Origin of the sequence: Sulfuricurvum sp. MLSB (assembly GCF_000747095.1) — a bacterium.
Classification (GTDB): Bacteria; Campylobacterota; Campylobacteria; order Campylobacterales; family Sulfurimonadaceae; genus Sulfuricurvum.
In genome coordinates, this window is sequence record NZ_JQGL01000144.1 from 1 (window position 1) to 15,015 (window position 15,015).

Consider the following 15,015-nt stretch of genomic DNA (forward strand, 5'->3'; position numbering starts at 1 on the left):
AGCGAAGGGCTGCGGTGGTCGGCGATACTGTACAAAGAGTTGAACCTCTCGCTGTGCCTCTCCACGGGGGTACACACCCATCTGGATGTGCTCAAAGCGATCATGAGCGGAGCCGACGCGGTGCAGATGGCCTCGGCGCTGCTACGCCATGGAGCCGGTCATATCCGAAACGTTCTGGACGAGCTGCATGAGTGGCTGGAAAAACACGAGTACGAATCGATTGCGCAGATGAAGGGATCGCTCTCGCTCCATCACTGCCCGAACAAAGCGGCATATGAGCGGGCCAACTATATGCAGACGCTACAGGAATACCGTACCTAGCTTTCCGAATAGCTCAGTCTCAATCCGTCCTCGCTCATCACAAACCCGTGAATAGCAATTTTCCCCTCATGGACGAGCCTGTGGTGCTTTGAACACAAAGGTATTAAATTGTAACGGTGATTCATCCCAAAATGACCGATCGAACCGCCATCATCGGCGTTGGCCTGCGGGACGATATGGTGGACTTCATCAACCGCCTCTTCGCACAGGGCGCATTTGGTAAGGTAGAGCTTCGTGTTGTAGCGGCTTTTTTTCTCTCGTTTGAGCATCGAGGCTTCGTGCGTTTTGTCGGTGATCCGGCCGCGGATTTCGTACGCCTTTTTCAAGAAAGTCTCGTCCATATGGAGCGATTTGGCGAACTCCAGACCGTACAGCGTCGAACCGCTCCCGGATTTCAGTTTTCGGTCGTACACGAGACGATCGCTTGCTTCGTCGTAATAGACCCCCAGATGCAGCAGCACGATCCCCTTGGCTTTCTGGATTTCGCTTAAGTTTGAGAGCTGGTGCAGGTGCGTCGCGAAGATGAAGAGGCTGCCGATTTCGCGAAGTTTGAGGATCGCGCTGGCGACGATGGCGAGCGCCGATTCGGTTTCGGTGCCGTGGCTGATCTCGTCGCCGAGTATGAGGGTGTTTGGGGTCGCACGGTTGAAGATGTTGCGCAGTTCCAGCATCTCGACCGCAAACGTCGAAAGTCCCTTGTAGAGATTGTCTTTGGAGACGATGCGTGTCAGGAGCTTGTCGATCGGGGCGAAACGGAGGCTTGCGGCAGGGACGAAAAACCCCGCCTGTGCCATGACGACGGCAAGGCCGATGCTCTTCATCAAAGACGACTTCCCGCTTGAGTTGATCCCATAGAGCAGCACCCCTTTGACATCATCCCCGCCGCTGGCCTCGATCGTCGTGTGCTCGTCGAAATACTGGGTTCCCGCTTTGCCCAAAAAGAGGTCGTTGGGAACGAATATCCCGTTCTCCTCGCGCGATTCGATCAGCGGATGGCGCAATCCCACCGCTTCGATAAACGCCTCTTTCGCATCGGTGACGAGTTCCGGGCGGACGTAGCGGTACTGCGCAGCACATTTGGCACTGCTGAGGGCAACGTCCAGCACCGCCAAAAATCCGATCAGGTGTTCGATCGCGTGCGAAAAACGCCGTTCGATCTGCTCCAGCTGTTCAGCGTAGCGTTCCCGTACCTGTGCGAGCATCCGCGATTTGGCCCCCGCGTTCTCGATCGAGAGCTCGTCCAGCAGCGCCGAAGAGAGCTTCACCGACGTTTTGAGCTTGCGTACCTGAAAATCGCGGAAAAAATAGTGCTCCCCTTCGAGCGTGAAGAAGCTGTTGTAGAGCTGCTCTTCGACGCTCACGTAGCGGTTGCGCGTCATCAGCAGATGATACCCCTCGCTCTCGAGCCATCCGAGGGACGCATACGGTCCCCCTTCCCCTTCGAAAAAAGTGCCGATGTGCTCGATAATGGCGTGCAGTTTCGTTTCGTTGGAACGCTGCAATGCTTCGAGGGCGTCGATGGCGGGATCGATCCCTTCGTTGAACAGGTTCTCGTCCACCTGATCGCGCCGAAACTTCGCGCACGTCTCGATGGCAAATATTCGGCGCAACTCAACGCCGCACTGGACGCACTCCTGTGCGCTTGATCTGTCGTACGTAATCCCCAGTTTTTTCGCCTCATCGAACAACGCTTCGGCGGCACTGAGCGATGCATGAAAATAGGCCAACTCGTAGGGATGCAGTTTCCCCAGCTTCAGCCGCCGCAGTATCCGCTCGAGGTCGTACACCTCTTTGAGTTTCGTCTCCAGCGGCGCGATGTGCAACTGCATCTTTTCGATCAGGTCATAACGCTCTTCGAGCAGTTTGGGATCGCAGACGGGATTGAGCAGCCGTTCGCGCAGCAACCGTTTTCCCATCGCCGTGGAGGTTTTGTCGATGAGTTTGAGCACCGTCATCTCGTCCGCGTCGCGGGATATGATCCCGAGCTGTTCGGCCGCGTTGTTCCCCAGATACATATAACGCGCCGTCCCCAGAAACGTCGGGCGGTTCATCTTCTCGATGATCGCGCTGTCGTGATCGATGATCACGTTGATCAGCACCCCCAGCGATTCGGAAGCGTACGGGAAACGCTCCAGATCCAGATACTCGATAGGGCTGAGGAGAGAGCGGATCTGGTAGATACGCCCGAAAAGCTCGTTTTGATAGTCGATACGAAGCCGTTTGTCGTTGAGACTTGCGCGATGGTGCGCATTGATCTCCAGATAGCGCATCACTTCGTCCGTATCGATCATCGCGTCGCAAAACGTCACAACGACTTCGGAGGTCTGATAGCTTTGCAGGAGGGTAAACACTTCATCCAAGGCGTACGTTTTGTCCTCACGCGTACCGTGTATCTCGTTGATGAGTGTTTTGCCCGTACCAACGTCAATGGCGGCGTATCCGACCGAATAAACGCCGTGGTTTTGGTCGATCAGGAGTGAGGCGATGTAGTTTTCGCTTGCTTCGGCGATGTAGTCGAAGTTCGTCCCCGGAGAGATGATGTTGGAGATATAGCGGCGGATGTGCGGCGGTTCGCCCTGCTGGCGCACCAGAACGATCGTGTATTTTTTCGACTGCACGAGGCGGCTGAGATAGCGCTCGATCGATACGGTCGGAACCCCCGCAAGCAGCGGGTTTTGGATGGAATTTTCAAGAATGGCTTTGTTTTTACGGGTGAGCTGGATATTGAGAAATTCGGCAACTTCTTTCGCCTTGCCGATCTTCATCGCTTCGTTGTTGACCTCGTACACCTCGAAAAACGATCCCACTTCGATAATCACGAGGGTATCGGGGCCGTATTTGGCTTCGCACGCCGCCTGCAGGTCGAAATAGATTTCGGAGAGGAGTTTGGATTTATCCTGTAACAGCGCTCCGATCTCTTCCGTACTCATCCAGACTCCGCGTAAAAAAGTATTCTATTATAACGGAACGGGGCTAAAAGGTCTCTAATGGATAAAAAAAGTATGCGGGGATTCCCGCCAAAGCGGGAAAAGAAGATTTTAGAAGAGAATCGTCATATTGACGGTTGCAGTCCCGCCGTTTGCCGGATCGGCACTTGGCCACTGTGCAGTAGCATCTGTCAATGCGGTATCCGTCGCAGTAGTCCGTCGTGCATCACCGAGACCTGCATCAGCAGTGCCGTCAACCATCGTGTCGATAGCAACCGCTACATCTGTAGGTACGGCTATCAGCTGAAATACATTACGATTATTGCCGTTGATACTCTGAGCACGCAAGGTCGCGGTGGTTGGGGATGTGACATATTTCCCTTCAACACTGTAAGAGCCTGAATTTCCCGTATTCGTAACCGGAACATCCAGACCGATTTGTGCCAATCGAGTTTGGACGGTTGTTGTCGTCGAAAGATCAATCGTCTCACGGAGTCCATCTGCTGTTCCGGCACTACCGTTGTTAGCGCCATCACCCAATATCTGTCCGGTTCTGTCCTGATACTGGTTCGCAGCTACCTGCCATGTTTTTACAAACGTATTGTAAAACTTCTTTTGCTTGGCGCTGTTGATCAAATCCGTCCCTTTAAGAACGCCTCCGATGATAAGCCCGATGATGATCAATACGATCGATAATTCTACAAGTGTAAAACCTTTTCTGTTCATGAATATCCTTTCATTACTGTATATTTTTTATTATATCGAGTATTTTCTTTTTTTTTCAAGCAACCGGGGTGAAAATCATTGATTTCCCATGGCCCCGATCAGATCGTACATCGGCCCCATCAGGCCGATCATCACCAGCGCCATAAATCCGCCCACCAGTATGAGAACGACCGGTTCGATCACCTTGCCGATATTTTCGGCGTAATAGTCGACTTTTTCCTGATAATGATCGGCAACGAGTTCGAGCTGGGAATCAAGATTGCCCGACACTTCCCCCACTCCCATCATCCGGATCATGAAAGGGCTGAAAAGAGAGGTATTTTTAAACGCAACGGAAAGCTGCAATCCGCGCGAAACATCATCATGAGCCCGCTGAAGCGCTTCTTGAAAGACTTCGTTTTTAACGTTGTTTTTGAGAATTTCCAATGCGTTAAACAGCGGAACCCCCGAAACCAGAGACAAACGGAGATATTCGGCGACAAAAGCCATATTGAATCCCGAAATGATTTGCTTGATCACCGGGATTTTCAGAATATAGCGATCGGTATGAAACCTGACTTTTTGATATTTTGCGTGTATGACTTTAAAAAGGATGACCAGAACGATCAATGCGCCAAAAAGATACCCAAGATAGTTGGAAAGAAAATCCGATGAGGCGATCAAAGCAAGTGTCAACGGAGGAAGAACGACGTTCATCTGCTTGAACAGATCGGTCATTTGCGGCAGAACATAAAGCATCCACACGAGCATCGCCGCGGAAACGGTGGCAAATGCGAATGAGGGGTAGATAAGGGCCTGTTTTGCTTTTTTCTTCAAGCTCAGCGTCCGCTTTAAAAATTTCCCTCCGCGCGCGAGAGTCGCTTCGAGCTGTCCGGTCTCTTCACCGATTTGAATCAGATTGACGATCATCGTTCCCAGCGTTTTTTCATACGGCCTGAAGGCGGATGAGAGCGATTTCCCGCTTTGTATCTCTTCGCCGACCGCAATCATCATTTTTTTAAAATTCGGGTTACTGGCATCTTCGGCCAAATCCATCAATCCGTTATACAAAGGAAGGCCGGATTTAACCACAAGATGGAGGCTCTCGATCAGTTCAATCACCTCTTCGGCGGTAATTTTAACCTTTGCTTCGGGGATAAAACGGGCTAAAAAAGAGGGAACCTTGCGAATACGCAGCGGAACGATCTGTTGGGTAGCAAGATGTTTCAACAGCAGGCTTGTGTTATCGGCCTTAAAAAGACCGTAAGAACGTCGATGATCGCTATTGAGACTTTCCACCAAAAAAAGCATTACAATACGACCCGATCCACTTCTTTAAAAGTCGAAATCCCTTGAAGGACTTTGATATGACCGTCATCGCGCATGGTGGCCATGCCATAATTACGGGCCGCTTTCAAAAGGCTTTGGGTAGTCGCACCATCAACGATCATCGATTCGATTTCATCGTTAATCTCCAGAATCTCGATAATTGCCTGACGACCGGAATAACCCGTGTGGTGACATCGTTCACATCCGACAGCTTCATATACGTGCTGGGCAGGATACGCATGAATCAGCGCGGTAGCAACACCTTTGGCTGCTAAATCTTCTTCGCTGACTTCGATAGGCGTTTTACAATACGGGCAAAGTTTTCGTATCAAACGCTGAGCGATAATCGCCAGAAGTCCGGAGCCGATCAGATAATTCGGGACGCCCAAATCGGATAATCTGGGAATGGCCCCCACGGCGTCGTTGGTATGCAAGGTTGAGAGGACAAGGTGCCCGGTGATGGAAGCGCGGATGGCAAGCGCCGCCGTTTCCGTATCCCGGATTTCCCCGACCAGCATGACGTCGGGGTCTTGTCGCATAAAAGAGCGCAGCGCCGTATCGAACAGGTACCCCGCTTTGCGGTTAACCTGCGTCTGTTTGACGAAACTGAATCGATATTCGATCGGGTCTTCAACGGTCAGGACATTTTTTTGCAGCGGATTGATTTTGCGAAGGGCCGAATAAAGGGTCGTCGTCTTACCGCTTCCGGTAGGTCCCACGACCAAAATAACGCCGTAAGGTTTCGAAAAATGGTGCCCGATTTTCTCGACGTTTTGTGCCGTAAATCCCAACTGAGAGAGTGAAAACAACGAGCTGTTGCGCCCCAACAAACGCATGACAATGTTTTCCCCGAAATTGGTAGGCATCGTCGAAACGCGCAAATCAAATTTTTCACTTAGAAAATCGTACGAAAACGCACCGTCTTGCGGACGGCGCTGTTCCGAGATATCGAGTTCAGCCATGATTTTGACCCGTGCGGCAATTTGGTGATGTACCTCGATCGGTATGGAAAAATAATGACGCATTACCCCGTCAATCCGATAAAAGACGTGCGTCGCCGCCCCTTCCGGCGTAATATGGATGTCGGTAGTCCGCTCTTTGACGGCATTGTTAAGCAGCAAATCGACAAGCCGCACAATATCGATCGTCAGTTTGTCCGCGGCTTTTTTGGCGAGGGATTGGATTTCGGCTTCGATCGGATGGGAAAGCTCTTGATAATACAATTGGGCGAAACGGGAAATCTTGTTTTTGTCGGCAATGACATAACGTATCTGCTTGCGTGTCTCTTTGCGCAGATAATCGAGAGTCATCAAGTCGTTGACATCCTGCGTTGCGACGACAAGCGTCTCTCCTTCCAGATAAAGAGGCAGTATAAAACGCGTCTGGGCAATGTTTTGAGGGACCATAGCAATCGCTTCGAGGGTCGGAGAAATCGTATCCAGATCGATAAATTCGAGTTTGCTTTGGATAGCGATCGCTTCGCCGATTTCATTTTGGGTGACGAAATCGAGGTCGACGAGGATTTCTCCCAAAAATTTAGGATTGACTTTTTGGACGTCAAGGGCGACGTTGATCTGCTCGTCGGTGATAAAGCCGAGTTCTTGGAGGAGAATTCCGATGGGTTTATTAGGCTGCATTATTTTATCCTATTTCTTTGGACATGATCGTTCGCATCTTTTTATTTGGCTGCGACTTCCGCCCGCCGCGGCACAGGCATCGAGACATTCTTGCCGCGTAACCGTTCCCGAACCGCCGCCCCCGCCGCTGCCGCTGCCGACCGGCGCACTGATGACAAGCAAAAGGGATTTTGTGTCGGTCGCGGTACCGTTCGTAGCGGTAAACGTTAGCAGATAATTATTGGCTGACGTAGGCGTACCTGAAACGGCGTTGGTCGCAGCGTTATAAGAGAGTCCGCTTCCTGCCAGACCGCTGACGGTATAGGCACACGGAGCTACGGGCGGAGTTGTACACGCGGGGGTTCCTCCGGTTGTCACAACGGTGGGATTCAGGGCGTAGGACGTTCCTACGGTTCCTACCGGCAGCGTCGTGTTGATAATCTGGAATCTGTTGGTCTGACAATCCGTCAGTGATTGCAATTCTCCCAGCGTCACGGAAAGATACAAGTCATCATACGGCTCCGGACGATTTAAAACCGTCGTTTCATCATCGATGTTTTGGGTATTCCATTGATGAAACGTGATCACATCTCCGGTTCGTCCCGTCTGAACGTTAAAATTTTCGCCGGCTACGGCAAGCACAAAGCCGATATTGGCGGTGGTGACCCCGTTGGCATCGACTGTCGACAACGGCGTTGTTGGCGTATCGCACAGAGCCGTTTGCAACTGCGCGTCGGAGTTGTAAAACATGGGGATATTTCCTGGCCCCATGAGATTCATATTCGTGAATTCGGCATCTGTCGGAAGACGGCTGTTGTTGATGGCAAAAGCGATAATGGCCTCTTTTGCCGACTGCAGCGTATCTTTGGCTTGGGTGGCGCGGGCTTTTTCATTCATCATTTTGAGCACCTGAAACGCTCCTCCCGTGAGCAACCCGATAATAATCAGCACGATTGAGAGTTCTATGAGAGTAAAACCTTTTTTCATTGTCATCTCCTTAGGGTTTGGATGCGCGTTTGCGCGATGAGCCGCAGTGATTCGAATTCGCTTCCCAGCTCGGCAAGCTGCGTGTAGAGATAGAGCGCCTGGTCTCTCTCCCCCCGTATATCGGCACTGCGGGCATAGGCATAAAGAATATGGGGATTGGACGGAGCCGCATTGTAGGCCATTTTATAAAACGTATGCGCCCGTTCGAGGTTTTTCTCCTGTTCGAAGAAATAGCCGCAAACCATTGCCAGACGGCCGCTTTTATCATACATCAGATGCGGAGACAAAGAGGTGTAAAGGTCGCTGCGCCCTGCTTCCAGTGCCCCTATGCCGTACGCGTATAGGTAATCGTCGACCCCCCGTTTCCCCTCGATCTTTTTTTCCAGCAAGGCAAAAGAGCCTTCGCGCCCGTACAGATACGCGAGGTTGAGAAGTATCTGGCGATCTTTCAGCCCCGCGGCATCCATCATTTCGTAATACACCGTTGCTTGGGTGAAATCCCGCTGTTCGTAGGCCCTTTGGGCATCCAGGATCAGACGGGTCTGATCGTGTCGGCTCAACGTCGGTACGGCTTCGCTGATGTTCGCACGTACGGGTACGCTCGGCTCTTCTTTTTTCAAAGGCATCGAGGGTGAGGGCGCGGCAGCGGCAGCAAGTTGAATCGGTTCGGCGGTCGTCGAAGGGACGATAAAGGCGTCTTTAAATCCCGCTTTTTTAAAATCACGGCTGATCCACGGGAGAATGCGTGGAAATTTGTCATTTTGGTAGCGGACGACATAACGCTCTTCATTTTGGTAAATGCCGACATGATGACGATAATAGGCGGGTACTTTTTGAAGCACGGCAAGAGCGGCCTCCATCGTTTGGGTCACACTGAGCTGAAGCGATTGGTAAGAGCTGGGAGACGACTGCGTGCTTGCATCCTTGGAACCGAACGCGAGAGTATCGGCTCCCAGCGAAGTGATGAGGGCGAAGCTCAGCAGGATGAAACGTTTCATTGCTCTACCATAGTGAGCTTAAGTAAAATAACGAGTTCGCGCTTTTCGTCTTTTTGATACGTACGCGAAAAAAGAGCTCCGAGATAGGGAACTTCTCCCAAAAGGGGGATGCTCTCGCGTTGATCTTTTTTGATCGTATTCATCAGACCTCCGATAAGAACCAAATCGTTATTGCGGGCATAGATAATCGTCCCGGCTTCTTTGATGCTGAGGATAGGTGCATTCGCCACTTCTTCAGGGACGGTATCGATCGTTCGGGTAATCGTTTTTTCGCCCTCTATCGTAGAGGTAACCGGAACGATGTTGAGGATGATCTGCCCTTCTTCGGTAATATTGGCGGTAACACCGAGCGACAGCCCGTCCAGAACGTCACGACGTGTGTATTCGTAAATAGCGGGGGTGATGGTGGTGCCGGTGGTGGTCGAAGGGGTCACTTCCAAATCCCAGAACGGAACAAGTTTTCCCGAGGTAAACAGGGCGGATTGGCCGCTGGAGACTTTGATACGGGGGTTCGAAAGCGTTTCCACATCTCCGGCGGTATCGAGTGCGTGCATGACGGCATTGAGATGTTTGTCGCTGTACGAAAAGGTACCCGCTACCGCTTTAGACAGCCCCAATGTCTGAGAAAGGGTAAAATCGCCGATGGCTCCGGGAAGCGTATTCCAGTCAACCCCCAGTTCATGTTCGTCATTCAAGACCACTTCAAGAATTTTAGCTTCAATGAGCACCTGCCGGGAAGCGCTTTTTTTGATTCTTTTAAGCATGCTGTCGATGTTGTCCAGCGATTTTTTGGTATCGGTAACGATGAGGGTTCCGGTAAATTTATTGAGGGTGTATTTACCGTTTGGAGAGAGGGTTTCTTTGACATTGGCTTCGATCTGCTTGTAAAAATCGTTGGCTTCGATCGGATTTTTATAGTTTAGGGCAAATTTTCCGCTCACCCCCGATGCTTTGGCATTTTGACCCAGTATATCTCCCCCGAGTGTCGAATCAAACGAACTTTGGGTATGGATATAAGGGATGGAAAACGTTCGCTGAGTGTATTGTTGGACATAAAGCATATTGTTTTTCAGGGTATACGAACATCCCGACAGCTCCATCACGGTATCCAGCGCGTCTTCAATCGGCGCCTTGTCCAAGGTCAGGGTGATGGTCGTGTTGGCATCGACGTCACTGTTAATGATCAGATTGAGACCAGCATTTTGTGCAATGATATAAAGGACTTGTCGAAGATTGGCATTTTCCGCCCCCATCGAGATAGTTTTTCCGCTGAAGGGGGAAATGCTATGGTATACGCTGGGCAGTACCATCGGCGGCGGCGGGATATTTTTAGCCTGTTCGTTAAAAAATTTAATCTCGGACGAAGCCGAAGCCTTCTGAGCCGTTTCCGAAAGTTTGTCCGGATGCGTCGGCGGTGACTTTGTATAGCATCCTGCCAGAAAAACACTCAAAAGCAATCCGATGCTTAGTGAAATAATTTTATCCATTGTATACCTTTATCAGTTTGGATGCTCACGCTGTCTTTTTTTACATGAAGTAATTTTACCCCATTGATGCTTTCGCCAACGTGCATAATTTGATTGTTGATAATGGCCGTCTGCTGGTCGGGGAGTATCATCTGAACACTCCATTTCACAGCCGCCAGAGCCTTGAAATCCCCACCGCTTGCAGGAAGCAGCGGCGGCGGCAAAAGCGGCAATGACGATTCCGATGGAACAGACGGCGAGGAGGAGAGTGGCTCGGCAAACGGCACAAACAAACGTTCACTGATCCAAAACCGGTTTTCATTCCGAATTTGAATCTGCTTCAGAAGAGAAGCGTATTCATTTCGATGCTCGGTCAAATAGCGATACCGCTCCCCTTTTTCCTGCAGTATTTTTGTCGATTGTTGTCGGGCCGGCTCAAAAAAATGCTCGAGGGATGCTATAAGCGAATCGCTGAACAGCCATACACCGCTTGCGACGACAAAAGGAGAAACAAGGAGTACAAACGATTTAGTGTCCAGATGCATTCGCTTCTCCCTGTATCGGCTGGATAATCGTCAGTATGCCGTGGATCGTTCCCTCTTCGATATTGAACTCTTTAATCTGTATGAAGCCGCGATCATATCGAAGCGCTAAAAAACGGTCAATATCGTCTTGATTATTCGGGGTAAAGTCAAAACTGACATCCATTTTGGCAGATGTATCGTAATAAATAAATTGAGAGACGCCGAAATTGTATCGTTGTGCATACTGATCGTAAAAACGGATCATATCAAGTTCGGCGTCGCGTTTAGTGAGCGGCATGGACGAAAAATAGGGAATGACCACATTCTTCAGCCATTTATTGGTGTCGTTCATGTTTTGCAGCTCGCGGATATGATCTCTGTAGACTCCGGTAATCTGTTCCGCTTGAAGGCGCTTGGCCTCAAACCATTCGACGGAAGCCGATGACAATACGGCAATGACGAGCAAGACGAATGTTAAAAGCCATCGCGTGATCATCGGGACACACCTTGAGCTTTTTCACCGATTTCAAGCGTCGATTCGAAGACAAGCGCGTTGTAATCTGTTTTATACAAAGAGGTGAACTGCGCATTTTTGATCGCACTGACTTCATGTTTGAATTTTTTTTCAAACAAATACAGATCCATCAGACTCTTGCTTTTATGTTTAAAATTCAATACAAGAATCCCGCTGCCGTTATTTTCATTATACGTCAGAGTATTCGGTTTGAGCAGATTCAAGACATTTTCCAAAGGGAGCAGATCATCGATGAAATGCTCATGCAGCGGCGTCAGACTTTTGAGTTGTTCGGTTATCTCATCGAGCTGCCGTTCATTCAGCGTCTCGGTGTTCCGAAGTGTTTGCGACAGTCTGGATTCAGTAAGTTTGTATTGATCGAAACTCTCCTGATAGCCATGATAAGCACTCAATCCCTGAAACAGCGCATACAGCATAAAGACGAAAGCGACCCCTGCGGCAATAAGGCCCCCCGTATAAAATTCGTGAGCTGCTTTGACCCGATCCGGGAGAAAATTCATCGATTTTGGAAGGTAAAGACTCCCTATTTCAAGAATTGCATTTTGGGCATTGTATTTGTCCAATCCCCGAACCATCAACGTCGGAGCTAAAACCGTCACGTTCAAGCGCGTCGCCATTTGGAGCTGGACGGTTGCCGCTTTTGCATCGGCAATCGTACCGGACAGAGCAATAAACTCAAAATTGACTTCACGAAACTGTTGATGGGCGTAGGCAACCGTTCTACTGATGTCACGGATTTGCTCCGCAACCCGGTCGATTTCATTCTCAACGGCAATCACCCCTGTCCGGTAAAAAAGAAGCACTCCGTCGTCTACGGCGACAATAAGATTCTTTTGCTCGCTCGTATACACGCAAAGGTAGCTTCTGCCTTGAAATATCTGCTCAGAGAGGGCAAAAAGGGCGTAAGGCTCCGTGGTAATCTGTTGAAGGTATTCGAGGTTGGGTATGGCGGCAATAGCAGAAAGAACTTCGTGTTCATAGAGTCCTTCGTACCGATGGGTAGCACTCTCGCCCGTAGCATCCGTCGATGTACCCAGGCACTTCAAGATAAGTTTGTCGTGGATGCCGCGTTCGTCCTGAATTCGTGCATTGAGCGCGCTTTCAATCGTCGCTTCGTTCGTGATCACCGAAGGCAGCGTCACCGATTCTTCAACGACATTATCGTTTGAAAAGAGGAAATAAATCTTTTTTTTCTTGGTTAAATAAAGAGCCAATTCACCGGGTTCGGCAAATTGTCTGGGCGGCTGAAACGTGACTCCCCCCCGTTTTTCGTACACATCAAAAACCTGAATGAGATCATCAACGGGACGAACAACGGTCAGTCTATTCACACGGTTCCTTTATAGGGTAGCACAGCATAGTTGTTTGTAGTTGTTTTGATCATTTATTATACCGTATAAGGGGAATGATTTCTACAAGTACACTCTATTACTGAAATATAAAAGTTAGCCAGAGAGTTTAATGCATTGTCAAAATATGATAGAAAACGATAATGGTTTTCCCCTGCGCTTAGGCAGAGGAAGAGAATGGAGATTAAATACGTGCGTACGAAACGCTGATGCAGGCATTGAGTGCAGAAAGCTCTTTGAGGGTTTTGTCGTTGACGGCGGAGTCAACGATGATGACCGCCAACGCTTCGCCGCTTTTGTTGCGCCCGAGGCGGAAGTCGGCGATGTTGACATTGTGTGCGCCGAGCAAGGTTCCCACTTGGCCGATAACCCCAGGAACATCGGTGTTTTTGAAGAGGATCATGTTCCCGGTCGGTTCGACGTCGACGCCGAAACCGTTGATATCGACGATACGTTGTACGTCGTCATTGAACATCGTCGCGCTGATCTCGATCGCTTCTTTGTCCGTTGTAATTTTAACGGTGACAAGGTTTTTATACACCGGGCTTTCGGCAAGTTCTTCGGTCTCGATTTTGATACCGCGTTCTTTGGCGATAAAATCGGCATTGACGTAATTGATCGTTTCGCCCGACGTTTCGGCCAATGCACCGACGGTGACGAAAGTAGCCAAAGACGAACGGTATTCGGCGATTTCGCCGCGGCCGCTGACTTTGATCGATACGATCGGCGCTTTGTTCATTTGTGATGCGAGGAAACCGATTTTTTGAACCATTTCAAGGAACGGTTTGACAAAAGACGGGATTTTGGTCTCGTCGATCGGCAGGTTCAGAGCGTGCGGGTAAGCAATCCCTTTGGCCGCTTCAATCGCGTGCTGCGCCGCTTCGACGGCAATATTGTACTGTGATTCGAACGTATTGGCACCGAGGTGCGGAGAAACACAGATGTTGTCCAGATCAAGCAGTTTGTGATCCGTTGCCGGCTCTTTGTTGAACACGTCGATCCCTGCGAAACGGATTTTCCCCGATTTGAGACCGTCGTAGAGGGCGTCTTCGTCGTACAGTCCGCCGCGTGCGCAGTTGATAAGAACGACGCCGTCTTTCATTTTGGCGATTTCGTCCGCACCGATCATTCCGACGGTCTCTTTGTTTTTAGGCGTGTGGATCGTAATAATGTCGCAGCTGAGAATATCTTCGAAATTCGTCGTATATTTGACTCCGACATCGGTCGCTTTGGACGGGTGGATATACGGATCATATGCGATGACGTCCATTTCGAACGCTTTGGAGCGAATACCGACGCGGCTACCGATGTTACCGAAACCGATAACTCCGAGTTTTTTCCCTTTCAGCTCATACCCGTACCATTTTTCGCGTTTCCAGATACGCTGATTTTTGAGGTGGTCGTGAGAGTACGGAAACATACGCATGCATGAGAGCATGTGCGTCATTGTAAGCTCCACCGCAGCAATCGTGTTGGCGGTAGGGACATTCATGACGATAATCCCTTCTTTGGAACATCCCGGAATATCGACATTATCGACTCCTACGCCGGCACGGACAACTGCTTTGAGTTTCCCTTTCACGGCGTTAATAAATTTGTCGTCAACATCGGTAGAGCTACGCGTAATAGCTACATCGGCATCTTTAATAACGTCCAACAAGGCCGTTTTATCCATGTCGGCAGCGAAAATCATTTCGACCTGATCGTCGCGGCGAAGAATATTCAGCCCTTCTTCATGGATATGGTCACATACGACAATTTTATATTTTTCCATTACTTTTCCTCTGTATAAGGCGACAGCGTCGCCGTGATTTGGTAGGTTTTTAGTTTTGTTACAAGAGATGCGAGTGTGTTCTGGTCGTTCGAATCGACCAAGAGGGTCATCGCGTCACCCTCTCTTTGGAGAAAATAGGGAAGCGCTTTGTTATGAAGCTCCTGCTTGACGCAAAACAGCTCATATGAATCTTTAAGCGGTACCGTAAGACGGTAATTTGGAACCGAAGGAGTTTCTCCGGCATCAAGTACCAAATGCACTTCGTTCACCGGATAAAAATATCCTTTCTCCTTACTTTGGGAGAAACGTTCCAGCCAGCTTGATTCTTCTGCTCCGGCATTGCCGAAGGATACATCTTTCCCTTCCGCCGAAAAACGTTCCGATAAAGGAACGGACGGATTGATTTGAACCATAAAAATGACAATAAACGCGGCTACCGCTGCTGCTATTAGAGGAAACAGCCAGTAGGTAAACCGTCGCATCG

12 protein-coding genes and 1 pseudogene are annotated in these 15,015 nt (G+C 49.8%); 1 reads left to right on the forward strand and 12 read right to left on the reverse strand.

Annotated features, from left to right (window positions below):
- Positions 1–321, forward strand: a pseudogene (locus JU82_RS10700) (dihydroorotate dehydrogenase-like protein); the annotation flags it as partial.
- Here the strand turns inward: JU82_RS10700 and JU82_RS10705 are convergent.
- The 12 genes from JU82_RS10705 to JU82_RS10760 all read right to left on the reverse strand — a co-directional run bounded on the left by JU82_RS10705 (position 318) and on the right by JU82_RS10760 (position 15,013).
- The gene (locus JU82_RS10705) at positions 318–3,251 is read right to left on the reverse strand and encodes an HNH endonuclease (protein ID WP_037950514.1); all 2,934 of its coding nucleotides are present in this window, start codon (positions 3,249–3,251) and stop codon (positions 318–320) included. The pseudogene JU82_RS10700 and the gene JU82_RS10705 sit on opposite strands and share 4 nt — an antisense overlap.
- A gap of 108 nt (positions 3,252–3,359) precedes the next feature.
- Complete coding sequence (locus JU82_RS10710) at positions 3,360–3,974, reverse strand: prepilin-type N-terminal cleavage/methylation domain-containing protein (protein ID WP_294892868.1); 615 nt, start codon at positions 3,972–3,974, stop codon at positions 3,360–3,362.
- A gap of 75 nt (positions 3,975–4,049) precedes the next feature.
- Complete coding sequence (locus tag JU82_RS10715; protein ID WP_294892869.1) at positions 4,050–5,252, reverse strand: type II secretion system F family protein; 1,203 nt, start codon at positions 5,250–5,252, stop codon at positions 4,050–4,052.
- A gap of 11 nt (positions 5,253–5,263) precedes the next feature.
- Positions 5,264–6,919 carry a GspE/PulE family protein gene (locus JU82_RS10720; protein ID WP_037950520.1) on the reverse strand — a complete coding sequence of 552 codons (1,656 nt, stop codon included), beginning with the start codon at positions 6,917–6,919 and terminating at the stop codon, positions 5,264–5,266.
- Between the two features lie 9 nt (positions 6,920–6,928).
- The gene (locus tag JU82_RS10725) at positions 6,929–7,885 is read right to left on the reverse strand and encodes a prepilin-type N-terminal cleavage/methylation domain-containing protein (protein WP_294892871.1); all 957 of its coding nucleotides are present in this window, start codon (positions 7,883–7,885) and stop codon (positions 6,929–6,931) included.
- Between the two features lie 2 nt (positions 7,886–7,887).
- Positions 7,888–8,883, reverse strand: coding sequence for a hypothetical protein (locus tag JU82_RS10730; RefSeq protein ID WP_037950522.1), 996 nt, complete (start codon positions 8,881–8,883; stop codon positions 7,888–7,890).
- A complete protein-coding gene (locus tag JU82_RS10735; protein WP_037950523.1) occupies positions 8,880–10,370 on the reverse strand; it encodes a type II secretion system protein GspD in 1,491 nt (496 codons plus the stop codon). The genes JU82_RS10730 and JU82_RS10735 overlap by 4 nt, the downstream gene beginning before the upstream one ends.
- Complete coding sequence (locus JU82_RS10740) at positions 10,349–10,894, reverse strand: hypothetical protein (RefSeq protein WP_037950525.1); 546 nt, start codon at positions 10,892–10,894, stop codon at positions 10,349–10,351. Before JU82_RS10740 ends, JU82_RS10735 begins: the two co-directional genes overlap by 22 nt.
- On the reverse strand, positions 10,878–11,369 hold the full coding sequence (locus tag JU82_RS10745; RefSeq protein WP_037950528.1) for a hypothetical protein: 492 nt from the start codon (positions 11,367–11,369) through the stop codon (positions 10,878–10,880). The genes JU82_RS10740 and JU82_RS10745 overlap by 17 nt, the downstream gene beginning before the upstream one ends.
- Complete coding sequence (locus JU82_RS10750) at positions 11,366–12,739, reverse strand: hypothetical protein (RefSeq protein ID WP_037950530.1); 1,374 nt, start codon at positions 12,737–12,739, stop codon at positions 11,366–11,368. The genes JU82_RS10745 and JU82_RS10750 overlap by 4 nt, the downstream gene beginning before the upstream one ends.
- A 202-nt stretch (positions 12,740–12,941) precedes the next feature.
- On the reverse strand, positions 12,942–14,531 hold the full coding sequence (serA, locus tag JU82_RS10755; protein WP_037950533.1) for a phosphoglycerate dehydrogenase: 1,590 nt from the start codon (positions 14,529–14,531) through the stop codon (positions 12,942–12,944).
- The gene (locus tag JU82_RS10760; RefSeq protein ID WP_037950536.1) at positions 14,531–15,013 is read right to left on the reverse strand and encodes a hypothetical protein; all 483 of its coding nucleotides are present in this window, start codon (positions 15,011–15,013) and stop codon (positions 14,531–14,533) included. The genes serA and JU82_RS10760 overlap by 1 nt, the downstream gene beginning before the upstream one ends.
- Positions 15,014–15,015 lie beyond the last annotated feature (2 nt).